The 25505-nt window shown below is 69.8% G+C and carries 23 protein-coding genes and 1 tRNA gene; 18 read left to right on the forward strand and 6 right to left on the reverse strand.

Going from position 1 to position 25505, the window contains the following annotated elements:
* From E2493_RS08730 to E2493_RS08740, 3 genes are all read left to right on the forward strand, one after another.
* A complete protein-coding gene (locus tag E2493_RS08730; protein WP_135085778.1) occupies window positions 1–756 on the forward strand; it encodes a c-type cytochrome in 756 nt (251 codons plus the stop codon).
* Window positions 757–919: 163 nt separating this feature from the next.
* The gene (locus E2493_RS08735; RefSeq protein WP_135085780.1) at window positions 920–2986 is read left to right on the forward strand and encodes an alkaline phosphatase D family protein; all 2067 of its coding nucleotides are present in this window, start codon (window positions 920–922) and stop codon (window positions 2984–2986) included.
* A 145-nt stretch (window positions 2987–3131) separates the two neighbouring features.
* Entirely contained in the window at window positions 3132–3680 is a 549-nt protein-coding gene (locus E2493_RS08740; RefSeq protein WP_135085782.1) for a peroxiredoxin, read from the forward strand.
* 30 nt (window positions 3681–3710) lie between these two features.
* Here the strand turns inward: E2493_RS08740 and E2493_RS08745 are convergent, their stop codons facing one another.
* Window positions 3711–4259 carry a hypothetical protein gene (locus tag E2493_RS08745; RefSeq protein WP_135085784.1) on the reverse strand — a complete coding sequence of 183 codons (549 nt, stop codon included), beginning with the start codon at window positions 4257–4259 and terminating at the stop codon, window positions 3711–3713.
* A gap of 55 nt (window positions 4260–4314) precedes the next feature.
* Window positions 4315–4635: a DUF1905 domain-containing protein gene (locus E2493_RS08750; protein ID WP_135085786.1), complete on the reverse strand. Its 321-nt coding sequence runs from the start codon at window positions 4633–4635 to the stop codon at window positions 4315–4317.
* Between the two features lie 161 nt (window positions 4636–4796).
* Between E2493_RS08750 and E2493_RS08755 the strand changes: the two genes are divergently transcribed.
* Window positions 4797–5231, forward strand: a complete 435-nt coding sequence (locus tag E2493_RS08755; protein WP_135085787.1) for a DUF1801 domain-containing protein — start codon at window positions 4797–4799, stop codon at window positions 5229–5231.
* Between the two features lie 23 nt (window positions 5232–5254).
* Here E2493_RS08755 and E2493_RS08760 read toward each other — a convergent pair whose 3' ends face one another.
* Together E2493_RS08760 and E2493_RS08765 are read right to left on the reverse strand one after the other, a co-directional pair.
* The gene (locus E2493_RS08760) at window positions 5255–5731 is read right to left on the reverse strand and encodes a hypothetical protein (protein ID WP_135085789.1); all 477 of its coding nucleotides are present in this window, start codon (window positions 5729–5731) and stop codon (window positions 5255–5257) included.
* 243 nt (window positions 5732–5974) lie between these two features.
* A complete protein-coding gene (locus E2493_RS08765; RefSeq protein ID WP_135085790.1) occupies window positions 5975–6763 on the reverse strand; it encodes a DUF2189 domain-containing protein in 789 nt (262 codons plus the stop codon).
* 316 nt (window positions 6764–7079) lie between these two features.
* Between E2493_RS08765 and E2493_RS08770 the strand changes: the two genes are divergently transcribed.
* Genes E2493_RS08770 through E2493_RS08785 form a run of 4 tightly spaced genes read left to right on the forward strand, consistent with a single transcriptional unit; the run spans window position 7080 to window position 13856 of the window.
* Window positions 7080–8309 carry an efflux RND transporter periplasmic adaptor subunit gene (locus tag E2493_RS08770; protein WP_225421254.1) on the forward strand — a complete coding sequence of 410 codons (1230 nt, stop codon included), beginning with the start codon at window positions 7080–7082 and terminating at the stop codon, window positions 8307–8309.
* 6 nt (window positions 8310–8315) lie between these two features.
* Window positions 8316–11513: an efflux RND transporter permease subunit gene (locus E2493_RS08775; RefSeq protein ID WP_135085792.1), complete on the forward strand. Its 3198-nt coding sequence runs from the start codon at window positions 8316–8318 to the stop codon at window positions 11511–11513.
* A 35-nt stretch (window positions 11514–11548) separates the two neighbouring features.
* Window positions 11549–12985, forward strand: a complete 1437-nt coding sequence (locus E2493_RS08780; protein ID WP_135085848.1) for an efflux transporter outer membrane subunit — start codon at window positions 11549–11551, stop codon at window positions 12983–12985.
* 4 nt (window positions 12986–12989) lie between these two features.
* A complete protein-coding gene (locus tag E2493_RS08785; RefSeq protein WP_135085794.1) occupies window positions 12990–13856 on the forward strand; it encodes a 2-dehydropantoate 2-reductase in 867 nt (288 codons plus the stop codon).
* Between the two features lie 14 nt (window positions 13857–13870).
* On the opposite strand, the gene E2493_RS08790 is transcribed toward E2493_RS08785, so the two are convergent.
* Together E2493_RS08790 and E2493_RS21755 are read right to left on the reverse strand one after the other, a co-directional pair.
* Complete coding sequence (locus E2493_RS08790; protein ID WP_135085796.1) at window positions 13871–14866, reverse strand: NADP-dependent oxidoreductase; 996 nt, start codon at window positions 14864–14866, stop codon at window positions 13871–13873.
* 322 nt (window positions 14867–15188) lie between these two features.
* A complete protein-coding gene (locus tag E2493_RS21755; RefSeq protein ID WP_225421256.1) occupies window positions 15189–16475 on the reverse strand; it encodes a DUF2171 domain-containing protein in 1287 nt (428 codons plus the stop codon).
* 261 nt (window positions 16476–16736) lie between these two features.
* Between E2493_RS21755 and E2493_RS08800 the strand changes: the two genes are divergently transcribed.
* The 10 genes from E2493_RS08800 to E2493_RS08845 form a co-directional block, all read left to right on the forward strand.
* Window positions 16737–16812: transfer RNA gene (locus tag E2493_RS08800), tRNA-Ala, on the forward strand.
* Between the two features lie 234 nt (window positions 16813–17046).
* A complete protein-coding gene (locus E2493_RS08805) occupies window positions 17047–17724 on the forward strand; it encodes an endonuclease/exonuclease/phosphatase family protein (RefSeq protein ID WP_135085798.1) in 678 nt (225 codons plus the stop codon).
* 187 nt (window positions 17725–17911) lie between these two features.
* Window positions 17912–18343: a PAAR domain-containing protein gene (locus E2493_RS08810; protein ID WP_135085800.1), complete on the forward strand. Its 432-nt coding sequence runs from the start codon at window positions 17912–17914 to the stop codon at window positions 18341–18343.
* The gene (locus E2493_RS08815; protein WP_135085802.1) at window positions 18340–18855 is read left to right on the forward strand and encodes a DUF4123 domain-containing protein; all 516 of its coding nucleotides are present in this window, start codon (window positions 18340–18342) and stop codon (window positions 18853–18855) included. The genes E2493_RS08810 and E2493_RS08815 overlap by 4 nt, the downstream gene beginning before the upstream one ends.
* A 1-nt stretch (window position 18856) precedes the next feature.
* Window positions 18857–19261, forward strand: coding sequence for a hypothetical protein (locus E2493_RS08820; protein WP_135085804.1), 405 nt, complete (start codon window positions 18857–18859; stop codon window positions 19259–19261).
* Window positions 19258–20154 carry a hypothetical protein gene (locus tag E2493_RS08825; RefSeq protein WP_135085806.1) on the forward strand — a complete coding sequence of 299 codons (897 nt, stop codon included), beginning with the start codon at window positions 19258–19260 and terminating at the stop codon, window positions 20152–20154. Before E2493_RS08820 ends, E2493_RS08825 begins: the two co-directional genes overlap by 4 nt.
* A 27-nt stretch (window positions 20155–20181) precedes the next feature.
* Window positions 20182–20691: an SMI1/KNR4 family protein gene (locus E2493_RS08830; protein ID WP_135085808.1), complete on the forward strand. Its 510-nt coding sequence runs from the start codon at window positions 20182–20184 to the stop codon at window positions 20689–20691.
* Window positions 20692–20780: 89 nt separating this feature from the next.
* On the forward strand, window positions 20781–21317 hold the full coding sequence (locus tag E2493_RS08835; RefSeq protein WP_135085810.1) for a hypothetical protein: 537 nt from the start codon (window positions 20781–20783) through the stop codon (window positions 21315–21317).
* Window positions 21318–21652: 335 nt separating this feature from the next.
* Window positions 21653–23416: a ShlB/FhaC/HecB family hemolysin secretion/activation protein gene (locus E2493_RS08840; RefSeq protein ID WP_135085812.1), complete on the forward strand. Its 1764-nt coding sequence runs from the start codon at window positions 21653–21655 to the stop codon at window positions 23414–23416.
* Window positions 23416–25505: beta strand repeat-containing protein (locus E2493_RS08845; protein ID WP_135085814.1), on the forward strand; the 2090-nt coding region annotated here is incomplete at its 3' end. The genes E2493_RS08840 and E2493_RS08845, both read left to right, overlap by 1 nt.

Raw genomic sequence — 25505 nt, forward strand, 5'->3', positions numbered from 1 at the left:
ATGGACCGGTGGGAGCGCACCAAGATCTGGGTGTCGGTCGGTTCGGCGTGCGCGGTGATCGCCGGCGCGACCTGGTTCGCCGGGATGGTCGTCTCGCCGGACTATCCGCAGCGGCGCGGCTATGCGGTGGAAGGCGTGCCGCCGGTCGACCTCGCGAGCGCGCAGAGGAGCTGGCCGGTGCTCTCCGCGCAGCCGGGTGAGCGCGCGGAGCTGCTCGGCTACATCGCCAATATCGACAAGGCCGTGCTGCCGGTACCGGCGGGCGGCGCCGCCGTCGTGGCCGAGCCGGTGCCCGATCTCGGCACCTTGCTCGCCGCCGCGGATCCCGAGAAAGGCAGGCGCGCCGCCCAGGTCTGCGGCTCGTGCCACACGCTCGACAACGGCGGGCCGAACCGCGTCGGGCCGAACCTCTGGGCCGTGGTCGGCCGCCCGGTCGCCGCCCATGCCGGCTTCGCTTATTCGCCGGCGCTCTCCGGCCATGGCGGCGCGTGGAGCTACCAGGCGCTCGACCAATTCCTCGCCGGCCCGGCGCGCGCCGTGCCCGGCACCAAGATGAGCTTCGCCGGCCTCCGCAACCCCCGCGACCGCGCCAACCTCCTCGCCTATCTGGCGACCCTCGGCCCGAGCCGCCTGCCCTTCCCGGCGCCAGCGCCCGCGCCGCAGGCAGCGGCCCCCGCGGCGAAGCCCGCGCCGCAAGCCGGCGCGCGTGCGCCCGGCGTCCCGGCAACGCAGACCGCCGCCCGCACCGCACCCTGACCTCGATGAAACGGAGGATGTGCGCCGGGTCCGGGTCGGCGCCGCCCCGTCGTGGGAGCCGTTCGCCGGTTCGTCGAAAAGGCGTTGCTGGCGGACGCGTGCGAAGCAGCATGCGCAGCCTGCATGGCCAACGGCCTGCCCGGGCGATCGCGAAGGAGGGAAGATGACGCTCAACCGCCGCGAGTTCGTCCGGATTGCGGCCGCGCTGGGCGCATCGCTCGCCTGGAGCGGCGGTGCGCGGGCGTCGAGAACCGGCTGGCGCGAGGCGCGCGCGCTCTATCCCGAAGGCGTCGCCTCGGGCGATCCCGACCCGACCAGCGTCATCCTCTGGACCCGCCGCCCCTTCGTGTCCGGCACGCGGCACATCCTCAGCGTGGAGGTCGCGACCGATCCGGCGTTCCTGCGCGTCGTCGCCCATGCCGCGGCGCCGGTGTCAGCCGCAGCGGACTGGACCGCCCGCGTGCTGGTCGGCGGCCTCAAGCCCGCCACGACCTATTGGTACCGCTTCACCGATGCCGAGGGGAATGGCAGCCGCATCGGCCGGACGATCACCGCGCCGCGCCCGAATGACCGCAGGGCGGTGAATTTCGCCTTCGTCAGCTGCCAGAGCGTCAACGAGGGCGCGCTCAACGGCTACCGGCGGATGCTCTTCGAGGACGAGCAGGCGCGCCCCGAGGACCGGCTCGACTTCGTCCTGCATCTCGGCGACTTCATCTACGAGGTCGTCCAATATCCCGACGAAGTGCAAACGCGTTACGACCGGACGATCTACGAGGTCGCCCGCATCCCCGACGGCCTCAAGGTCGGCGACTTCCACATCCCGACGACGGTCGACGGTTATCGCGCGATCTGGCGCGGGTATCTGCGCGATCCGGACCTCCAGGACGCGCGCGCCCGCTGGCCGTTCGTCTGCATGTGGGACAATCACGAATTCTCGTGGCAGGGCTGGCAGAGCATCCTCAAGGCCGGGCCGATCGAGCAGCCCGGACAGAGCGTCAAGGTCGCCGCCAACCAGGCCTGGTTCGAGTACATTCCGGCGCGGGTCTCCCCGCCGAGCGGAGCGCTCGACCAGTTCGGCCCGCCCGCGGTCGAGAACGTCAAGATCGAGCGCTTCGACTCCCACGGCCTCGGCGACGAACCGAACAACCGCACCGCGATCAACAGCCTGATCGCCTATCGCGCGCTGCGCTACGGCCGTCACCTCGATCTGATCCTCACCGATCTGCACAGTTTCCGGAGCCCCGATCCGTTCGGCGATCCGTCGCTCGGCGGGCTCGGCGACTGGGGCGATTACAACGGCATGTTCCCCGAGGCGGCGATGCAGGTTCTGGACGGCGGCCGCGCCTTCGACGGCGGCCACCCACCCGCGGACATCCGCTTTGGTGCGCAGGCGATCGCCAACCCGCAGCGCGATGCGCCGCCGCAGACCCTGCTCGGCGCGGCCCAGAAGACCTGGTTCAAGAACCGGCTCAGGCGCTCGACGGCGACGTGGAAGATCTGGGGCGCCTCTCTCGGCACGCTCGAGCTGCGCGCCGATCCCGAGAATTTGCCGCCCGAGCTGGTCAAGGCGCCGTGGCCGAGTGGCCAGTTCGCGAATCTCGGCGGCGGCGATCATGGCAGCGCCTGGATCGAGCGCGGCGAGATTTACGACCTGGTCCGGGAGGAGAAGATCACCGGCTTCGCCGTGGTGTCCGGTGACCGGCACAGCTTCTGGGCCGGCTATGCGGCAAAAGCGCTGCCGCCCGCCTCGTTCGCGCCGGTCGGCCTGAGCTTCGTCGGCGCCTCGCTGGCCAGCCCCGGCGCGATGGAATCGCTCGAGCACCGCCTGGCCAAGGATGCGCCGCTGCGGCCGCTCTATCTCGCCGACCGCGCCGACGGCGGCCCGCCCGACTGGACGTACAACATGCTGCTCCGGCACGGCGTCCGCGCCTGCGTCGATTATGCCCGCCACCACGATCGCGATCAGGCGCGCGCGCTCGGCAATCCGGCCCTCGCGCCGCATCTCGAGTTTGTCGACATGGGTGGGCACGGTTTCGCCAAGGTCCGGCTCGACGGCCGCGAGATCCGCACCGAATTCGTCTGCATCCCCCGGCCGATCCGGCGCAGCGCCCAGGCCGACGGCGGACCGCTGCGCTACCGCGTCGTCCACCGCGCCCGGCTGTGGCGTCCCGGCGAGCGCCCGCGGCTGGTGCAGGAGGTGCTCGAGGGCGATCCGGGTCTGGGCGCCTGAGGGAATCGGCCGTGAATCGCGGGCCTCGCGCCAGCGAACGGCACTGCGGACGAAGCCCGAGCGGCGATGCCACGGTCGTTTCCGGGCCATTGCGAACATCGCAGCGACGCGCCACAACGGGCGCATCCGTCGTCGGGAGCAGGACATGAGAAGAACGATCGTCGCCGCCCTGTCCGCCTTCGCCATGGTCGCTGCCTCGCCCGCCGCCGCGGCGCTCCCCGCGGGCGCCGCCGCCCCGGATTTCTCGCTCGGCGGCGCGCTCGCCGGCAAGCCGCTCACCTTCTCGCTGCGCCAGGCGCTGCGCAACGGGCCGGTCGTGCTCTATTTCTTCCCGGCTGCGTTCACTGCCGGCTGCACGGTCGAGGCGCACCTCTTCGCCGAGGCGACCGACGATTTCCGCAAGCTCGGCGCGACGGTCGTCGGCGTCACCGCGGGCAACGTCGAGCGGGTCGCCGAATTCTCGCGCGCCGAATGCCGCGACAAGTTCGCGGTGGCGGCGGACCCGGGCGCGAAGGTCGCTGCGCGCTACCAGGCGACCAACGGCAACGCCGACCGCCCACTGTCGAACCGCACCTCGTTCGTGATCGCGCCGGGCGGGAAGATCCTGCTCAGCTACACCGATCCCAATCCCCAGCAGCACGTCGCCCGCACGATGGCGGCCGTGAAGGCCTACAAGGCGAAAAGGACACGCTGAGGGAGCGCCCCGGAGTCAGGACCTCTTGGCTTAACGGTTCGGCCGCGTCAGGATCGTCTTGCCCTGAGCGATCTCGGCGAAGCCGCTCGCGCAGGCGTGGAGAGACATCGGCAGAGCCGAGGGCCAGTCCGATTCGGCTGCTCCGAGCTCGATCTCACAGAACATCCAGCTCGCACCGTGACCCGGAACCGGGGCGGTGTAGGCCGTGGAGCCGAAGTGCGGCTGCGCGAGAAGCACGATCCGGAGGCCGTTCGACGTCTCGCCGCACCGCGCCTCGCCCGCCCCGGTGGCGTTCATGCGCGCCGCAAGCTCATCGTCGAGCGCTGGGCGGCTTTCGGCCACGTAGAACCAGATATAGGCGACAGGCGAATGGCCGTCGTCGAGGGCAAAGCCATGGTCGGGCAGCGGTCCCTCGCCGCCCTGCCGCGTCGCGGGATAGAAGCGCCAGTCCGCGCGCCACGGGCCGGCTGGCGGCAGCGGCGTGGCGGAACAGACGAAATCCGGCCGCTTGACCGGCGGCGCCGCGGGCGCGGGGGCTGCGGCCGCGGCGGCAGCCAGAGGAAAAAGCAGCGAGATCATGCCTTTGGCCTAGCAGGGCCGACGCGGAGGCGCCAGCGCCCCGCCCGCGCCGGCGCTAGAGCAGCTCCAGCGCGACTTCGACCGAAGCGCCGCGCTCGAGGCCTTCGGCGCGGCAGATCGCTTTTTTCACCGGCAGGAACCAGCCGCCCTGCTTCTGCGGAAAGACGGAGGTCGACCAGCGGCTGGCGCCGACCTGCGCCGCGACCTTGACCGAGCCGAAGCCGCGGCGGCGGCCGAGCTCGAGCCGGCGCTCCAGCTCATGAGCGCTGATCGTCTCGGCCGCGTCGCCGCCGATCACGACATAGCCCATGTCGCCATAGCCCTCGGTCGCCCACACCTGAAGCGGCGCAGTGAATAGGATCGTCGTCGCGTCCATGCCCCTCCCTTCGCCCGAATGTAACGCCGCCACGCGGCTGGCGGCAATCGGCGCCGCACACGAGGAAGGTCGCATCGGCACGACCGCCGGCATTGCGGTACAGGAATGGCCGCTTCATTGTCGTGCCGTCGAGTTTCGCAGATACTGACCAGCGAGGACCCATGCCGAACTCCGGACGATCGCAGGCCGCAAAGCCCCGCCTCCTCTCCGGCGGCAATCCGCAGATCGCCAAGGGCGACGGCGACGCGCCGGTCGCCGCCTATCTCGACGCCATGCCGGGCTGGACCCAGGCGATCGGCCGGCGCGTCGATGCGCTCGTCGCCGACACAATCCCCGGCGTGCGCAGGGCGGTGAAGTGGAACTCGCCTTTCTACGGCTCGCAAGGCGGCGGCTGGTTCCTCTCGTTCCACGTCTTCACGCGCTACGTGAAGCTGACCTTCTTCAGGGGCGCGGCGCTCGATCCGCTGCCGCCGGGCGGCACGCCGCGCAGCGGCGAGGCGCGCTGGATCGACCTTCGCGAGGGCGAAGACATCGACGAGGCGCAGCTGCGCGACTGGATCCGCCAGGCGGCGGCGCTGCCGGGCTGGATGGGCTAGCGGCGGACGCTCCCTGCGGCCGCTTACGCCGCGATGCGGGCGCCTTCCGCCAGGAAGGCTTCCCAGCCTTCGAAGTGCATCGCGGCGAGATATTCGGACTGCATCTCCGCGGTCAGCACCTCGATCATGAACGTTCCCTCGAGCCACAATTCGATCACCCGGAACGGCCCGCGCGAACAGACCTTGGTCGGTGCGCCGTGGCGGGCGCCGATCGCCTTCACCTGGTCGATCGACAGCTCGGTGGCGATCGCGACGTGGACGGGCCCGTGGCGGACCGGCGCGCCGGCCACGTCGCGGACCATCGCGTCGCCCTCGCCCTCATGGAATTCGGTGCCGAGCGGCAGGAACTCGATCGCGCTGCCGCGGTCGTCGCCGGCCATGGCGATCCAGCTGCCCTCCGCGACCGGCGGAAAGGGATAGGCGCGGCCGCCCCAGAGCTCGGCGATCATCCGCGCCGCCTGCTCGGGCCGCTCGGCCGCCATCGACATGTGAAACAGCATCTGAATCTCCCGCGAGGCCCGCGCCCCGAATGAGGGTGGAAAGCGAAGCCGGCGGTGACCTCTCGCGCCGGCTTCGCCCGGCTCGCGTTGTGGCGGCCGCGCGTGTCGGACCGATGGCGCGGCGGCGGGAGAAGTGTTTCGATTGTTTCAGGGGGCGTGGGAGCGTGGCGGCGCACGCCTGTCCCCTCTCGGCATCCCGGCGGAGGCCGGGATGCCGAGAGGGGAGGGCGCCCGGCCCCTCCCCTATTGCACGACCATGTGGCGGTAGAGGTGCCAAGTGGCGTAGCCGAGCACCGGCAGGGCGACGGCGAGGCCGATGAACAAGGGGATCGATCCGATCACCAGCATGCTGGCGACGATCAGGCCCCAGCGCACCATCATCCACTTGTTGGCGAAGACGGCGCGGATCGAGGTGTCGATCGCGGTGCGGGCGCTGACGTCGCGATCGACCAGCATCGGCAGCGACACGACGCTCAACGCGAACACCAGGACGGCGAAGGCGAAGCCGACGAGATTGCCGACGATGATCAGCGTCCAGCCTTCGGTGGTGGTGAACAGCAGGCGCAGGAACTCCCCGACGGTGCGCGGCACCACGCCGATCAGCGCCGCGTAGAGCGCCCCGGCGCAGACGATCCAGGCGACGAAAATCGCGATCAGCAGGGTCGAGACCGCCATGATCCTGTCCCAGGCGGGACGGTTGCGGACCTCGAGGAAGTGCGACCAATGGCATTCGAGCCCGTCCTCGCGGCGGCGGGCGAGCTCGTAGAAGCCGGTGGCGGCGACCGGCCCGAGCAGGGTTATGCCGGCGGCGAGCGGGAAGAAGAGCGGCAGCAGCGGCCCGCCGAGGGCGACGATCGCGGTGACCACGCCGATCAGAGGATAGAGCAGGCCGATGAAGATCAGGTCGCCGCGCTTGTCGAGGAAGTCGGCCCATCCTTGCGCGAGCGATTCGCGTATGTCTTTGGCGGTAATCGATCGGACCTCGAACCTGTGCTCGGCGAGGCTGTCACTTGCAGGTTGAGCAATAGCCATGGCGCTGCTCCGGCCTTCATGGGAAGGTGCCCGCACCCTATACCTTTCGGCAGGCGCTCACAATGGCCGCGGGCGGCGCGCCGTGCCGGTTCGGACGTGATTTTCGCTGCGGGATCAGCGAAATGATCACCCCCGGGCTTTTGTTCATGTTCCGCTCATCGATGAACGGCGTTAAGCCCGCCCGCGGCGCCCTCCCCGGCCACCCGGGCCCCGAGGACGCGCGACGAGCGAGGCGGGTGCGGATGCAACGACCAGGCGAGATGCGAGTTGGAGCGCAGGACCCGGTTTCCCGGGCGGCGCGGCGGGGGCAATCGTCTTGAGAGCAGGCAACAGCGGGCAAGGCTGGCGGCAGGCGGCGCTCGCCGCAACGATCCTCCTCGCGGCGTGCAGCGGCGGCGAGGCGGAGCAGAAGAAGGGCGGGCGCGGTCCGTCCGGGCCGCCCCAGGTCGGCTTCGTGGTGGTGCAGCCGACCGCAGTGCCTATGACCACCGAGCTCTCCGGCCGGGTCGCCGCCTTCCAGACCTCCGAGGTCAGGCCGCAAGTCGCCGGGATCGTCCGCCGCCGTTTGTTCTCCGAAGGCTCGATCGTCCGCCAGGGCCAGACCCTCTACCAGATCGACCCGAGCCTCTATCAGGCCGAGGTCGCCGAGGCGCAGGCCAATCTGAGCAGCGCGCGGGCGAGCGCCCAGGCGGCGCAGGTGCGCGCCAACCGCTATCGTCCGCTGGCGAAGATGGAGGCGGTCTCCGAGCAGGAATATACCGACGCCGCCGCTCAGGCGCGCCAGGCGCAGGCCGCGGTCGCGCAGAACGACGCGCAGCTCAGGACCGCGCAGATCAACCTGCGCTTCACCCGCGTGCCGGCGCCGATTACCGGCCGCATCGGCCGCTCGCTGATCACCGAGGGCGCGCTGGTCACCACCAACCAGGCCGAGCCGCTGGCGGTGATCCAGCGGCTCGATCCCGTCTATGTCGACATCCAGCAATCGAGCGCGCAGCTGCTCGCCCTGCGCCGCGCCCTGGCCCGGGGCGGTGCGGCGCCGGCGACCGCGAACGTCCGCCTGATCCTGGAGGACGGCAGCGACTACGGCCAGACCGGAACCGTCGAGTTTGCCGAGGTGATGGTGAACGAGAATACCGGCACGGTGACGATGCGGGCGCGCTTCCCCAATCCGCAGGGGCTGCTGCTGCCCGGCATGTTCGTCCGCGCCGCCTTCACCCAGGCGATCGACACCCAGGCTTTCCTGGTGCCGCAGGCCGGCCTGTCGCGCGATCCGCGCGGCAACGCCACCGTCTATGTGGTCGGCCCGGGCAACCGGGCGATCGCCCGCACCGTGATCGCCGAGCGGACCCAGGGGCCCTATTGGGTGGTGACCCAGGGCCTCGCCCCCGGCGACAGAGTGATCGTCCAGGGCACCGCCAACCTCCGTCCCGACATCGCGGTCCGCCCGGTTCCGGCGAGCGCGCCGCAACGGGTCGAGCCGCCGAAGCCAGGAGACAAGGCCGGCGGCGGTGGCAAGGCCGGCGCCGGCGCGGCGAAAGGCGGCTGAGGGCCGATGTCGCGGATCTTCATCGACCGGCCGATCTTCGCCTGGGTGATCGCGATCGTCGTGATGCTGATGGGGATCGGCGCCATCCTCTCCCTGCCGATCGAGCAATATCCCGACGTCGCCCCGCCCCAGGTCAACGTCCGCGCCTCCTACCCCGGCGCCTCGGCCGAGACGGTGCAGAACAGCGTCACCCAGGTGATCGAGCAGCAGCTGACCGGCATCGATGGCCTGCTCTATTTCAGCTCCTCCTCCTCGTCGCGCGGCCAGGTGAACATCTCGGCGGTGTTCGCGAAGGGCACCGACCCCGACATCGCCCAGGTCCAGGTGCAGAACCAGGTGCAGCAGGCGCTCTCGCGACTGCCGCAGCAGGTCCAGCAGCAGGGTCTTCGAGTCACCAAGTCCAACCCCGATTTCCTGCTGCTGGTCGGCGTTTATGACGAGACCGACCGGCGCACCAACCAGGACGTCTCCGACTGGATGGCGTCCAACATGCAGGACCAGATCGCGCGCGTCCCCGGCGTCGGCGACACCAACGTCTTCGGCGCGCCTTATGCGATGCGGATCTGGCTGAACCCCGATCGGCTGGCGAGCTATGCCCTGATGCCGAGCGACGTCATCGCCGCCATCCAGGCGCAGAACACCGAGGTCGCGGCCGGCGAGATCGGCGGCCAGCCGCAGCCGCGCGAGCAGATGCTGAACGCGACCGTGACGGCGCAGTCCCGGCTGCAGACGCCCGAGCAGTTCCGGGCGATCATCCTGAAGAGCGAGCAGAGCGGCGCGACCGTGCAGCTCGGCGACGTCGCGCGGGTCGAGCTCGGCGCCGAGAGCTACAATGCGGTGAGCCGGGTCAACGGCCATCCCGGCGCCGGCATCGCCGTCTCGCTCGCCCCCGGCGCCGACGCGCTCGAGACGGCGGAGCTGGTCAAGGCGAAGGTCGAGGAGATCGCGCGCGGCTTCCCGCCCGGCTTCGCCTTCGCTTATGCCAACGACACGACCGACTTCATCAAGCTCTCGGTCGAGGAGGTGGTGAAGACCCTGATCGAGGCGATCGTCCTCGTCGTCATCGTCATGTTCGTCTTCCTGCAGAGCTGGCGGGCGACCCTGGTGCCGACGATCGCGGTGCCGGTGGTGCTGCTCGGCACCTTCGCGGTCTTCTACGTGCTCGATTTCTCGATCAACACCTTGACCCTGTTCGGCCTGGTGCTCGCCATCGGCCTGCTCGTCGACGATGCGATCGTGGTGGTCGAGAACGTCGAGCGGCTGCTCGAGGAAAATCCCGGGATGAGCCCCCGCGAGGCGACGATCCGCTCGATGGAGCAGATCCAGGTCGCCCTGGTCGCGATCGCCCTGGTGCTCTCCGCCGTGTTCCTGCCGATGGCCTTTTTCGGCGGCTCGACCGGGGTGATCTACCGGCAATTCTCGGTGACGATCGTCTCGGCGATGGTGCTCTCCGTGTTCGTGGCGCTGATCCTCAGCCCGGCGCTGACCGCCACCCTGCTGAAGCCGCGCGACGCCCACGGCGAGGAAACCGGCGGCGGCCTCGCCCGCCGCTTCCCGGGGGCAGTCCGGCGGGTTCGCGGCGCGGGCGCCTGGTTCAACCGGACGTTCGAGCGCGGCACCAATGCCTATGTCCGCTCGGTCAACGTGGTCGTCGACCGCAAGTGGATCTTCCTCGCGATCTACGCCGTGGTTTGCGTGCTGCTGGTGCTGATGTTCTTTCGCCTGCCGACCGGCTTCCTACCGACCGAGGACCAGGGCGCCGCGCGCATCCAGTTCCGCCTTCCGGCCGGGGCAACCCAGGGGCGCACGCTGGAGGTGCAGCAGGCGATCGAGCGCTACATGCGCGAGAAGGAGGGCCACAACGTCAAGACGCTGTTCACCGTGGCGGGCGGCGGCGGCGGCGGCGCGAGCGGCCAGAACACCGGCCAGGGCTTCATCAACTTCGTCGACTGGTCCGAACGAGAGGGCAAGGAGAACAGCGCCGACGCGATCGTCGGCCGCGCCACCGGCGCCTTCCGGGGCCTGCGCGACGCGCAGGTCTTCGCGCTGATCCCGCCGGCGATCCGCGGCCTCGGCCAGTCGTCCGGCTTCACCATGCAGTTCCAGAACAGCGGCGGCCTCTCGCGCGAAGCCTTCGCCGCGGCGCGCGACAAATTGCTCGCGGCCGCGAGCGACGATCCGGTCCTCACCTCCGTCCGCCTCACCGACCTGCCCGACGTCGCGACGCTGAAGGTCGATCTCGACCAGGCCAAGCTCGCCGCGCTCGGGCTCAGCCAAAGCGACGTCAACTCGACTTTGTCGACCGCCTGGGGCGGCCGCTACGTCAACGACTTCATCGACCGCGGCCGGGTCAAGCGGGTCTATGTCCAGGGCGACGCGCCGTTCCGGGCGGCGCCGGACAATATCAACGAATGGTACGTGCGCACCGACAGCGGCCAGATGGCGCCCTTCTCCTCCTTCGCGCGGACGAGCTGGGCGACGGCGCCGACCACCCTCTCCCGCTTCCAGGGCGTCCCTTCGTTCGAAATCGAGGGGCAGGCCGCGCCGGGCGAAAGCTCGGGCGAGGCGATGCGGCGGATGGAGGAGCTGGCGGCGCAGATCCCGGGCACCAGCGTCGCCTGGTCCGGCCTTTCCTATCAGGAGCGGCTGTCGTCCGGACAGGCGCCGTTCCTCTACGGCCTGTCGCTGCTCGTCGTCTTCCTCTGCCTCGCCGCCCTCTACGAGAGCTGGACGATCCCGGTCGCGGTGCTGCTCGTCATTCCCCTGGGCCTGGTCGGCGCCGTCTTCGCCGTGACCCTGAGGGGCCTGCAGAACGACGTCTTCCTGCAAATCGGCCTGCTCACCACCATGGGCCTCGCCGCCAAGAACGCGATCCTGATGATCGAGTTCGCCGAACGTGCCGAGAAGGAAGGCAAGAGGGTGATCGATGCGGCGATCGAGGCGGCGCGGATCCGGCTGCGGCCGATCCTGATGACCAGCCTCGCCTTCATCTTCGGCGTGCTGCCGCTCGCCGTCTCGACCGGCGCCGGCGCCAACAGCCGCATCGCGATCGGCACCTCGGTGATCGGCGGCATGCTGACGGCGACGATCCTGGCGATCTTCTACATCCCATTGTTCTTCGTGCTGGTCCGGCGGACGACTCGCGACACGCTGAAGAAGCTGCACCGGACTCAGCCGGCCCCGCAGCCGGAGCCGGGCGCGTGAGGGCGGCCGTCTCCGGCGTCGCCGCGCTGGCGCTGATGCTGGCCGGCTGCTCGATGGAGCCGAAATATGTCGCCCCGGCCTCGCCGGTGCCGCCGTCCTGGCCGATCGGCGACGCCTATCTGCGCCAGAGCGAGGCGGCGCTGCCGAGCGTGACGTGGCGCGACGTCTTCCGCGATCCCCGGCTGCAGTCGCTGATCGAGCAGGCGCTGACCAACAACCGCGACCTGCGCATCGCCGCGTCGAACATCGCCGCCGCGCGGGCTCGCTACCGGATCCAGCGGGCCGAGCGCTTTCCCGAGGTCAACGCCGGCGCCAGCGCCACCGTCTCAGACCGCGGCAGCAGCGGCAGCAGCACGGGCGGCGGGAGCGGCACCGGGAACGGGGGCGGGATCGACACGAACTTCTCGGCCGACGTCGGCATCACCGGCTTCGAGATCGACCTGTTCGGCCGCGTCGCCTCGCTCACCCGGGCCGAGCAGAACCTCTATTTCGCCAGCGAGGCGGCGGCGCGCGCGACCCGGCTGGCGCTGGTCGCCGACGTCGCCAATGCCTGGCTGGCCCACGCCGCCGACGCGAGCCTGCTGCGCATCGCCGCCGACACCGCGGCGAGCGCCGAGCGGAGCGTCCGCCTGACCCGCGCCCGCCTCGAGGGCGGGGTCGCGCCGCGCACCGACCTGCGCCAGGCCGAGCAGATCCTCGAGACGGCGCGGGCCGACCTCGCCGAGCAGCGCACCGCCCTCGCCCAGGACGTGAACCTGCTGCAATTGCTGGTCGGCGCGCCGATCGACCCTGCCCTGCTGCCGGGCTCGATCGAGGAGGCGGCGGCGCGGATCGCCGAGCTTCCCGCCGGCATCGACTCCACCATCCTGCTCCGCCGTCCCGACGTGCTCCAGGCCGAGTTCGAACTGCGCGCCGCAAACGCCAATATCGGCGCTGCGCGGGCGGCGCTGTTCCCGCGCATCTCGCTGACCGGACTGCTCGGCCTCGCCAGCAGCGCGCTGACCGGCCTGTTCAGCGGCGGCGCCTTCTCCTGGTCGGCCGGTGCGAACGCCGATTATCCGATCTTCGACGCCGGTGCGCGGCGGGCCGGGGTGCGGCTCAGCGAGGCGCAGCGCGAGGCGGCGGTCGGCGGCTACGAGCGGGCAATCCAGACCGCCTTCCGCGAGGTGGCCGACGCCCTCGCCCGGCGCGGCACGATGGGCGAGCAGATCCGCGCCCGCACCGCCAACCGCGCGGCCGCGGCGGACACCTACCAATTGGTCGAGGCACGCTATCGCGGCGGCATCGAGAACTTCCTTGCCAGTCTTGACGCCCAGCGTTCGCTCTACGCCGCCGACCGCACCCTGGTCGCAACGCGGCTGACCGGCGCGACCAATCTGGTCGAGCTCTACCGGGCGCTCGGCGGCGATGCCTCGCTGCAGGCGCAGCCGGTGGCGACGCCGCTTCCCGACGAACCCGTCGCAGGGCGCTAGCGGCGTGGCACGGGTCGCGGTGATCGGCGCGGGCGCGATCGGCGGCACGATCGCCGCCTGGCTGGCCGAGGCAGGGCACGACGTCTTCCTCTGCGTCCGCACGCCGATCGACCACATCGAGGTCGCGACGCCGGCGGGCACGCTGCGGCCTGACGTCACGATCTGGCGCGGGATCGACGCCGCGCAGCCGGTCGACTGGGTACTCGCCGCGACCAAGACCTATGACAGCGCCGCCGCGGCGGCCTGGCTGCCGGCGCTGCGCGGCCCCGCAACGCCGCTCGCCGTGCTCCAGAACGGCATCGAGCAAGTCGAGAATTTCGCGGGCGCACCGGCGCCGATCGTGCCGGCGATCGTCGACATTCCGGCCGAACGGGACGCGCCGGGCCGCATCCGCCAGCGCCGGCTCGGTTCGATCCGGGTGCCGGACGGCGCGGCGGGAAGCGCGTTCGCCGCTCTGTTCGCCGGGACGGGCATCGACGCGGCGACCACCGCCGATTTCGCGGACATCGCCTGGCGCAAGCTCGCGATCAATTGCGCCGGGGCGGTCAACGCGCTGACGCTGAAGCCGGCGGGGATCAGCCGCGACCCGGCGGTCGCCGAACTGATGCGCGGTCTGATCCACGAATGCCGCGCGGTCGCCGCCGCCGAGGGTGTCGTGCTGCCCGCGGCGGTCGCCGACGAGATCGTCACCGGCTACCAGCGGGGGCCGGCGGACGGGGTGAACTCTCTGCTCGCCGACCGGCTCGCCGGGCGCCGGATGGAGGCGGAAGCGCGCAACGACGTGATCGTCCGCCGCGGCGCCCGGTACGGCGTCGCGACCCCGCTGAACTCTATGGCCTGTGCCCTGCTCTCGGCCGTGCAGCCGGACTGAGCGCCCCCCCTACCTCAGACGCGGATCAGCATCTTGCCCATGTTGGCGCCGCGGAAGAGGTCGAGGAACGCCTCCGGCATCGCCTCCAGCCCCTCGCGCACGGTCTCGCGGCTGCGGACCTGGCCGCCGGCGATCCAGCCGCCCATGTCGCGGTAGAAATCGGCCATCTTCGGCAGATAGTCGGTGTAGATGAAGCCCTTCACCATGATCCGCGCGGCGATCATCCGCATGATGTAGCGGAAGGCCTGGGGCGTGCCGCTGTTGTAGGCGTCGATCATCCCGCAGATCGCGAAGCGGGCGTTGTTGCGGGCGGTGGCGAAGGCGGCGTCGAGATGCTCGCCGCCGACATTGTCGAAATAGACGTCGATGCCCTTGGGCGCGGCGCGCATCAGCGCCTGCAGCACCGGCTCCGCCTTGTAGTCGATCGCCGCATCCGCGCCGAGCTCGCGTACCCAGGCGCATTTCTCCGCTCCGCCGGCCGAGCCGATGACCGTCATGCCCTTCGCCTTGGCGATCTGGACGACGGCCGAGCCGACCGCGCCGGCGGCGGCCGAGACGAAGACCACGTCCCCTTCGCGCGCCTCGGCGGTGTGAAGCAGGCCGAAATAAGCGGTGGCGCCGGTCAGGCCGAGGTTGCCGAGCCATTGCTGCGGCTCGACGGCAAGGCCCGGGACCTTGTTGAACTTCTCGGCCGGGCCGACCGCGGCCTCGCGCCAGCCGAGCATGTGGAAGACGGTGTCGCCGGGCTGGAAGTGCGGCGAGCGCGATTCGACGACCGTGCCGACCGCGCCGCCCTCGAGCGGGGCGCCGACCTCGAACGGCGGCACATAGCTGCGCACGTCGTTCATCCGGCCACGCATGTAAGGATCGACCGAGAGCCAGCGGTTCTCGACTCGGATCCAGCCGTCGGCGAGGTCCGGCAGAGCGACCTCGCGCAGCGAGAAGGTGTCGGGCGTGGGCATGCCCTGCGGCCGCGAAGCCAGATGCCAGGCGCGGGTGGTCGTGCTCATCGTCGCTCTCCCCTGCAGATGCACTGACGCCATGAACGCGAATGGCGGAGCGGGCAAGCGCACGAACCGGTTCCCGTCCCGTTGCCGAGCAGGCGCATTTCCCAGGCCTCACTCCGGCGGCAGCCGGCGCCTCGAGCCGGGAATGCGCAGCGCTAATGAGCCGCGCCGGCCCGATGCCGGGCGCGCTCCATCTATGCCGTGCGCACTCCTCCTGAGTTCCCGGCCTGCGCCGGGATAACGGGTTGAGGATGGGCGTACAGGAACGCAAAAACGGCCCGGCTGCCGCGTAAACAGCCGGGCCGCCTGCGATCCCGTTCCGGGATCAGCGCTTGGGATCGATCCGGTCGGTGCGGCCGGTGCGATCGGTCGGGTTGGCGTCACCGAGGGTGCCGCGCTCGCTCGTGCGGCCGTCCTCGCGCTCGTCATAAGTGCCGGCAAAGCTGCGGTTGAGCACGTGCGGGCCGTCGCTGCGCGCCTCCGGCCGCTCGAACAGGGCGCGGCTGCGCTCCTCGTTGCGCCATTCCGAACGCGCATCCTCCGCCGTGCGGTTCAGCGTCACCTTCGTGTCGACCGTCTCGACCCAGCCGCAGGGGATCGAGTGATGCTGCCCGCCGGCGGACGGATCGCTCTTGGTGAGGATGATCCGATCGGCGACGACCTTGTCGACGGTGCCGAGATGGGTGCCGTCCGATCCGACCACGTCCATATGCTCGTCGACCCGGCCGAGCAGCTGGCGCTGGCCCTGGCGCCGCGTGCGCCAGCCGGCGAATTCCGAATCGAACTTCGTCTGGTGCTCGCGGCGATATTCCTCATAGTCGCGGTCGAGCTCCTCGATCTGGCGGCGACGCCATTCGGAATAATGCGGATCGTGGGCCTGGGTTTGCGACCCGCCGCCGTAGCGGCCGGCCTCCCGCAGGATCGCAGCCTCGCGGCCAGTGCTCGTCGTGCCGCCATAGGCGCCGCCAACCGGCGACGACATCGGGTGGGCCCCGTGCGAGCCAACGTTGCCCGGATCGACGCGGTCGAAGCGCCGCGACTCGTCGTCATAGGCGCCGCCGCCCATCCGCTCACCGCCCGGATAGCCGCCGCCATAGGCACTGCCGGAATAAGGGCTGCCTTCCATGCCGCCGCGCCCGTAGCGGGCGCCGCGATCGTCGTCGTCGCGGTCGCGTCGGCTGTCCCAGCGGCCTTCGGCGCCGCCGCGGCGATGCCCGCGCTCGCCGCCGACCGAGTCTGTGAACCAGCCGGGGCGGCCGGGCCGCTCGCGGTTCCAGCTCTCGCCGGCCTGGTTGTTCCAGCCGCCGCCGAAGCCGCCGCCGCCGAGCGTGCCGGGGCCGCGATCGTCCTCATAGCCGCGGTCACCATAACCGTTGTCGCGCCGGCCGGTGAGACCGCGCTCGCGCGCCCAGCGGCCTTCGTCCCGGCCGCGATCATGGTCGTCGCCGCCGACCCAGGAGCGCAATTGGTCGCCGGCGCGCTCGAAGAAGCTGCGCTCGTCGCCGCCATGTCCCCGCCCGTACCGGGACTCGTGCTCGTTCCAGCCGCCGCGCTCGCGGCCGTAATCGCGATCACCGCGCCAGCCGCGGCGTTCGTCGCCATATTCGCCCATCTCACTCTCCTTTACCGGTCCGTCATGCATGCGCGGCACCGCCGCCCGAAGGACCTCGGAACCGCGCGCACGATCTTCAGGAAAAACGAAAGACGCTCCGGCTCCGTTCCGAAGCGCGAGGCGGGACGTGGGGCGCTTCGGGCGAAACGACGGGCCGTGCGCAAAGCGGTGAAATGCCGCATTGCGCAATGCATTCTCTGCCGCTATCTGGGGCGCCTTCCCGGCCCCGCCGACAGGCGGGGAACTGCGCGAAAACGGCGCGGGGCTGTAGCTCAGATGGGAGAGCGCTGCAATCGCACTGCAGAGGTCAGGGGTTCGATTCCCCTCAGCTCCACCAGCCGCAAGAGGCTGAACTCTCACGGAAAATGCAACCGTTCACCGCTCTCCAAGGCGAGCCGCGGCGCATTCCGCAACCGTTTCAGAATCGTAATGCCTGCAAGGTCCGAGGAAGTTCAGCGCCGCGGCGTGCCCCCGATCACCTTTCGTGGACCCCGGTCGGCAACAGGCTGGAAGCAGAACGCGAAAGCGCGTAAGCCAAGCTGCACGATCACGTACCGCGGGGGAATGGATCATGTATCTCGTCGCCGCCTGGAACATCGAAAAAAACGGTCAGTCGTCGGTCGACATCAAGCAGGAGAAGGTCGCCGAGTTCATCCACAAGTGCGCGACCGAGATGAACGTCGACATCATCTTCCTGTGCGAGGTCCATTCTTCGCGTGTGGGCGACTACAAGAGCTACCTGTCGAGCGTGTATGGCGCCTATCAGACCGAAAGCCTGCCGGGTGGGCACAGCAACGCCTACATCATCATGTGGAAGAAGAGCCTCAAGATCGAGGCCGCGCAGGACAAGCTGAAGGGGCTCAATCGCGGCGCGCTGGTGCTGCAGCTCGACAACGACCTGCTGATTACTTTCGCGCACTTCAAGTCTGGTCAGACCGGCCTGACCAAGGACCAGCTGCAGCAAAGCGCCTCATTCCTCGACGGCGCCTTCTGCGGGCGCTGGGCCATCCTCGGCGACATGAACTGGGACCACGCCAATCATCAGCAGCTGACGCTTCCCGGCGGCGCCCATCCTCATACGTGCGGCAACGGCAAGACCCAGGTGAGCGGCGGCATCCTCGACTGGTGCCTCGCCGGCGGCAGCACCAGCGTCGACGAGGTCGACGTCCAGACCCTCTTCCGCGCCGAAATCAGCGACATGACCCGCCCGGACCACCGGCCGGTGATGTTCCGCATCGGCCCCTCCTGACGGCGCCTCAGCCCAAGCGCGAAAGACGCTCCGAACCATTCGCTTGCGCGGCCGGCCAGTGGAGGCGCAGGAATGCGACTGCCGGGTCGACGCCGCCTTGCGCGCTCGGGATGCGCCCTCCGGGGGCTTTGGGCTCGATTGAGCAGCCTCCGCTCGCCATGCTAGACTTACCGAAAAGGAGCGCGTGATGGGCCAGCCCGCAGCACGACTCGGCGACATGCACGCCTGTCCCATGTTCGACGGGCCGAAGCCGCACGTCGGCGGGCCGATCCTGCCGGCGTGCGAGGTGACCGTCCTCACCGGCGGAATCCCGCAGGCGCGGGTGACCGACAAGTGCACCTGCGTCGGCCCGGTCGACGTCATCGTCAAAGGGTCTGCGACGGTCTTCGTCGGCAAATTGCCTGCCGCGAGGATGTTCGACACGACCGTCCACGGCGGCACGATCGTGGCCGGTCTGCCCACGGTGCTGATCGGGGACGCCGGCGGCGGCGGAGGAGGAGCCGGCGGCGGTGGCGGTGCGATGTTCGGAGTGGAGCCGGTGGCGAGCGCGATCCCGGCGGTGTCGCGGCCCTGCATGCAATCGGCGGCGAAGAGCGGCAGCGCTTTCGTCGCGCCGTGACCGGGACGCCCGAACGCCTGCTGCAGGAGGTCGGTTCGCTCCCTCCCACCCGCTTCGCGGTCGTCGACGGCGCGATGTTCGACGATCTGCCGAAGGCGCTTGGCGCGCTGCGCCTAGACCACCGCCCGCTCTATTTCGAAGGGGCCGACATCGACACGATCAAGGCCGGACCGTTCCTCGTCCGGACCGACTCCTACCCGGACGCGGTGCAGCTCCTCACCCTGATCGGCGAGCGGCGGACCGGTGTCTTCTGGTCCTCGCCGAACGGGATGGACGATCTCTACCGCCATTTGCGGACCCTCAACCTGGTCCAGATCGCCCTCGTCGACGCGCCGCGCAACGCGGCCGATTACCAGACGGTGCTGTTCCGGCATGCCGATCCGAACGTGCTCGCCGCGATGATCGCGGTGATGGACGCCGGACAGCGGCAGGAACTGCTCGGCCGGTCCCCGGCCCTGGTCTACAGCCTTGGCGCCGTGGGCGGCGTGCGGTCGCTGAGGGCGGGCGGATGACATGCTGAAGTTCACCAAGCAGCAGTCCCAAGCGCCGCTCCTGCTCGACCGGCAGGCTCTCATCTTCGACATCGAGGAGCATCTCGCCGAGCAGTTTCCGCAGATGGTGGCGGCGGTTCCGCGCGGCTATCTCTGGGCGCTGATCAACGAGTCGATCCGGATCGCGCTGTGGCTGCGGATCCAGGACGTCGAGCACATCCGCTTCTTCTGCGCGCTGCGCTGGAAATTCGCGCCGGGTTTCTATCGCGAACCGCGGCTGTGGCGGATCCTCACCGAAGCCGGCCGAACGGAAGCGGCGCGGATGGAGGCGCTCGGCGACCCGGAGATGGAGCGGGCCTGGCAGGCGGCGATCGCGGCCAGGAACCCTGCCCACTGGGACGATCAGCCGGAAACCCTCGCGCAATGACCGAGGCCTATCACGACGCGCTGAACGAGCAGGCGAAGCAAAGCATCTGGGCGACGCTCAGGCAGGAAGCCGCCAACCTCCCGGCGGCCGAGAAGGCCTCTCTGATCGCCGACGTCGCCGGCATCTTCGATCCGACGCCGATCAGCGACGGAGTGGGCGGCGTGCTGTCGCTCATCCAGGGCGATTTCCTTGGCGCCGGCCTCTCGGTGGTGGGCATGGTTCCGTACGTCGGCGACCTGGGGAAGATCGCCAAGATCGGCAAGCGGGCGCCGCGCACCGCTGCCATACTCAAGAACCTGCTGACCAAGGGCGACAATGCCGCCAGGGCCGGCGAAGCGTTCCTGAAGAACAACTTCACCCTCCAGCAGATCAAGGCTGCGCGCGAGCAAGCGACGAAGCGGGTCCGCGAGGCGCTCCTCAAGGCGCGCAACAAGCTGCCCTGCAAGGACTGTGCGAAGCTGAAGAACCAGGGCAAGAAACAGCTGCAGATGCCGAGCGGCACCGGGTCCGGCAAATGGAAGACTCCCGACGGGCGGCCACCGAGAAGCGGCAACGGAACCTACGAGTTCGATACGCCGGTCGAGCTCCCCGACGGGCGGAAGGTCTCGTCGGTGGAATATCGCGACGGATTCCCGAATTTCGACAGTTACACCAAGGACGGCAAGCACACCCTCTGGGAGGTCTCGGGCGATGCGGACACCGATGCCGCCCGGCTCACGCGGCAGATGCGCGAGACCAACCCCGGCTACAAGCCGCCCGATCCCAATCAGTATGTCCTGCACCATTTCGAGGATGGCCAGGTCGGCTATGTTCCGCGGAAGATCCACGATCGCGCCGAGGGCGGCGCGGCGCATTCCGGAGGAAACACGATCGTCAACAACGACCTGTTCTAGACGAATTCACCGACACGAGGATGACAGATGCTGACCTTGCCCGCTCCGATCCTGGCGATGACACAGCGCGAGAGCTTCGCGAAAGCGACGGCCGAAGACGTCCACATGATCCGCAGCCTGCCGCCGCTGCCGGTACCTGAGAGCTATATCGAGCTGATCACCCGCTACGGCTATCTCACCTTCGATCCGGTCGACGATCCGTGCCGCTTCGCCTGGGAGTATCGCGAGCCGGAGCTCTCGATGCAGTTCAAGGCGAGCATCGCCGCCTTCATGCCTGCCGAGAAGGTGAAGCGCTATTACTCGGGCCTCGTCCTCGACGAGGATGAGGACCTGCCCAAATTCCCCAACTTCATGCTGCCGATCGGGACGAACTGGGGGCAGAACAACATTCTGCTCGAATGCGGCGGCGAGCGGGACCGGATCTGGTTCTGGGAGTTCCAGCCCGACGCCTGGGGGGAAGGCGACAACGTGCGCCTCGGCTTCGTGGCCGATTCGCTCGCCGAATTCCTGGCCAAGCTCCACGTCCCTGAGCTGTGAGACCACACCCGGCCCTTTTCGACGCACAGGCGGGCCTCGGCGACGATCCGCGGGTCGCCGCATTGTTCTTCCAGCGGCCCGTAGAGCGGATGGCGGTCGACATCACCGGCGACGTGCCCCGTCTTGTCGAGCCGCCGTCGCGCGCATGGACCGCGACCTTTCCCCTGTTCGCGAAGCTCGGCGCGAAGTCGTGGCGGGACAGCGGGTCCCTGCGGATCATCCCGGAACAGCAGCCCGTGGCACAAGCCATCGAGTGCATGTTGTCACGGCTCAGCGCACGGCAGGAACGTTATCTGACTCTGGCCAAAGCGTTGCGGACTCGCTTGGAGCTCGTCTTGTTCCGCTACGCCGATTTCGGCGAGATCAGCGAAGCGCGCTGGCGGGTCCGGCGAGGCGAAGCCTCCCTGTCGAGCGGTTGCTTTCGCGGCGCCTCGGCCGCAATCGCCCGGGCGAGCACCGGCGCCATGAAGGACCTCGCCGAGGCCACCGCTGCGGCGGTCGGCGCCGACGCCATCGTCGATCTCGCGATGCGGCCGTGCGGCACGCTTTCGATCCTGGAGATCAATCCCGATCGCGCTGCGCTGATGCGCGGTTCGGCGGATGCGCTTCCGGCACCCTGTCCATAAGCGGTGCGGCGCGGACGGGGCCCGCGTCGCCGCATCTCGGCGAGCGATGTCGGCGGGAATAATCGTGCAGTCACGCCGCCGCCGATGCCCCGGCACGGAAAGTAAGTTTCAATCCTGAACGATGTTGCCGCCGGTTTCCCAACCGATTCCCGGCGGAGATGCTTCGGCTCTTTTGGTTTTCTGCGGCGTCCGTACTCGCGCGGGACAGTCGGCATTCAGACCCTCCGGACCCCGGTTGACTCTGCAACAATGTTCGCTCAACTTTGCCGCTCGTTTGCGTAATCATCTTAAAACAAAGCATTGCCGCGGTGTTTCACCGCCTTGGGGGGGCGTACATGCTTACCGGATTCGCACGCGGTGTCCTCCTTCTCACGAGCGCGCTGACCAGCGCCGCAGCGGCGGCGCAGCAGGTGCCGCCGGCCGAGACGCAGCGGCCGAGCCTGCCGTCGCGCGAGCAGATCGAGCGCACCGAGCAGCCCGATGCGCAGCCCGACTCGACCGTCAGGATCGACTCTCGAGGCGCCATTGCGCCGATGCCGTGCGCGCTCGAGACCTCGCCCCTGCGCGTCACGCTGACTTCGGTGACGTTCCAGGATCCGTCCGGGAATCCGCTGCATCCGGACCTGCTCCGCCTGCTCGCCCCGATCGGCACCGGACCGGCCGGCGAGCAGCCGATCGCCGTCGTCTGCACGATCCGCGACCAGGTCAATGCGGCGCTCAGTGACGCCGGCTACGTCGCCCTCGCGCAGATCCCGGGCCAACAGATCGAGTCGGGAAATCTGACGATCACCATCGTCAGCGCGAGGATCGTCGAGGTGCGCGTCCTCGGCGACCTCGGTCCCTATCGCCGCCTGCTGGAGTCGCGGATCGAGGCGCTGCGAAGCCTCGATCCGCTGAACCGGCGCGACGCCGAGCGGATCCTGCTGCTGACCGGCGACGTACCCGGAGTGGACGTGCGGCTCGCCCTGCGCGCGGCCGGCCAGGGGGCGAGGCCCGGGGACGTGATCGGCGAACTCTCCGTCGAAACCCAGCGCGCGCAGGTCCTCGCCAACGTCCAGAACTTCGGATCGCGGCAGCTCGGCGAGTGGATCGCCTCGGTTCGCGGCGAGATGTACGGGATCACCGGCCTCGCCGACCGCACCTTCCTCGCTTATTCGAACTCGATCGACTGGGAGGAGATCCGGGTCCTCCAAGGTGGCCATGACTTTGCCTTGACCGACGGCGGGCTGCGCGCCGGCCTGCGCGGCAGCCTGGCCTGGTCGCGGCCCGACATCCTGAACCTCGACCTGCGCTCGCGCTCGTCGATCGCCACGTTCGAGCTCAGTCAGCAGCTCGCCCGATCGCTCGCCGTCCAGGTCAAGGTCGGCGGCGGGCTCGAGTTGCTCGACCAGCAGACCCGCATCCACCAGAGCGGCACCGCGATACCGTTCACCCGTGACCGGCTGCGAGTCGGTTTCCTACGCCTCGACGGCGAGTCCCGCTTCTTCGCGCCGACCGGGGAGGTGAGCGGCCTGCTCGCCGGTTATGCCGAGATCCGCAAGGGGCTCGATATCTTCGATGCCTCCGAGCAGGGGGTGTCGCGCGGCGGTTTCTCCCCGAGCCGCTTCGAAGGCAATCCGCAGGCGTTCGTGGCGCGCGCCGAGCTGATCGGCGAGGTCCGGCCCTCACGCTACTTCACGATCGCCGGACAGGCGTTCGGCCAATGGGCGAACGACCCCCTGCTCAACCTCGAGGAATTCTCGCTCGGCAACTTCACCTATGGCCGCGGCTATGATCCGGGCTCCAACGGTGGCGACCGCGCTTATGCGTTCCGGCTCGAGCCGCGCCTGCGCCTGCCGATCGACCTGCCGCTCAACGTGGAGCTGACCGGTTTCTACGACGACGTTCACCTGCGCAACCTCGACGCCGGCACCACCGAGCGCAGTCGCAGGCTACGCTCGGTCGGCGGCGGCGTCCGGCTGATCAAATCGGGGCTGTTCGTGGTCGACGCCCTCTATGCCCACCCGCTCGACCGCGTCCTCACCACCGACGACGTCAAGCCGCGCGATCGCTTCCTTGTATCGCTTACCGCCCAGCTCTATCCCTGGAGGAGCCGCTGATGGTTGGCCGTCCCGACATGCAACGCCCCCGCACCGGCACCCTCCTTCGCCATCGCCTCGCCTGCGGCACCGCCCTCACCTTTTGCGCGCTCGTCGCCAGCCCCGCCGCCGCGCAATTCACCCTGCCCCAGGTCTCGGCCGGCGGCAGCGGCGGCGCGACCATCGTCCGCGACACGACGACGGGGGTGATGACGGTCGACATCATCGGCAGCAACCGGGTCGTCCTGTACGACAATTTCCTGCTCGGCACGCCGTCCTCGTCGAGCGAGTCCCTGAGCTTCCTGAACAGCGGCGCCGCCGGCAATTTCTCGGTGCTCAACCGGGTGGTCGCCGGATCGGGATCGCAAATCTACGGCTCGATCAATGCGCCGAGCTCGATCTCGGTCTGGCTGGTCGACCCGGCCGGTGTCCTCTTCGGATCGACCGGCTCGTTCAGCGGCGGCGGCCTCGTCGTCAGCACGGCGCAGCTCACCGGCGCCGACGAGGCGAGCTTCCTCGCCGGATCGCTGAACACGCTCAGCAACGCGACCACCGCGCCGATCATCTTCCAGAGCGGATCGGGCACGATCAGCGCCTCGGGCGCGATCGTTGCCGTCGCTCAGACGGTGACCGCGAACAAGACGATGACCTCGACCGGGAGCTCGGTGGCGCTGATCGCAGCTACGGACGTGACGTTCGCGAACATCAACAACCCGCTCAGCTTCATCATCAGCCAGGGCACGACCCTGGCGAGCGGCATCACCGTCGGCGGCTCGGTCAGCGGCCAGTCGATCCGCATTGCCGGCGGTGTCGACAGCGCGATCACCAGCGCCCTGCTCAATGTCGATCCGGCGGCGACCCTCACCGCCACCGCGGCCGGCGGCTCGATCGTCCTCGCGACCGAGAGCACCGGCGGCATCGCGATCAGCAACGCGGCCGGTGGGACGCCGGGGATCGCATCGTCCGGGACACTGCAAGCCTCCGGCTCGAGCGCGGACGTGATTATCGCCAGCGCCGGTGCGGTGCAGCTCGGCGGCTCGACGACTGCGGGCCGCGACGTGACGCTATCCTCGAGCGACGCCGCAGCGGGCGTCGCCACGGCGTCTGGCAACATCTCTGCGGGTCGCAACTACAGCGTCTCGGCGCGCACGATCACGCTCGGAGCGGCAACGCAGACGCGCTCGCAGGCCGCCGGCGGACTGGTCGGCATCACCGCAGGCGCCGGCGGCATCGACGGCATCGGCACCCTCACTCTGCAATCGAACAGCGACGGCATCGGCGGCGAGGCCCTCAGCCTGGACACGACCGCCGCGGTCGATTTCGAGGCGACCACCGAGCTGCGCGGCGGCACCGCGGCCCAGCGCTCCGACGTCCGGGTGACCAGCCCGGTGACGATGACGCTGGGCGACGTCGTCGCGAACAGCCTGCGCACGCCGGCCGACGGCACCAGGCTGGTCTCGAACGGCACGATCATCGTCGATGACGTCACCGTCGACGCCGACCTCCAGATCGCCAGCGCGGCGGGCTCGATCGAGGGCGGCACCCTCGCCGCCGGCAGCCTGATCGACATCGAGGCCAATGCCGACGTCCGGCTCGCCTTGGCGACGACCGGCGCGGGCTCGATCGACGTGACCGCGATCAACGGCGACGTGTCCGGGCGGCTGCTCGGCGTGCCGGCCACCGACGGCCGGCTGCTCCCTGCTTACGGCCGCGCCGACCTGACCGCGAGCGGCGCCAACCAGACGATCGGCGTCAGCGCCGGCGGCAACGCCCAGCTCGGCACGCTCAATGCGGGCTCCGGCGCGACGGTTCTCGGCGCCAACCAGATCAACGTGACGGCGGACGCGGTCGACCTCACCGGCGGCACCGCCGCCAACGGCCACTTCCGGGTCGAGGCGACCGCGGGATCGATCGCCAGCGGCGACATCAGCGCCACCCTCGGCAACGTCGTGCTCGACGCGCTGCCGGGCGGCGGCGTCGCCGCCGGAAGCCTCACCGGCGCGACCGGCGTCACCGTCCAGGGCGAGACCGACGTCAGCGTCGGCGGCGCGACATCGAGCGGCGGCCTGGTCACGGTGCAGTCGACGCTCGGCGGCGTCACCGCCGGCCC

Source organism: Sphingomonas parva (ex Maeng et al. 2020), from assembly GCF_004564275.1.
GTDB lineage: Bacteria > Pseudomonadota > Alphaproteobacteria > Sphingomonadales > Sphingomonadaceae > Allosphingosinicella > Allosphingosinicella parva.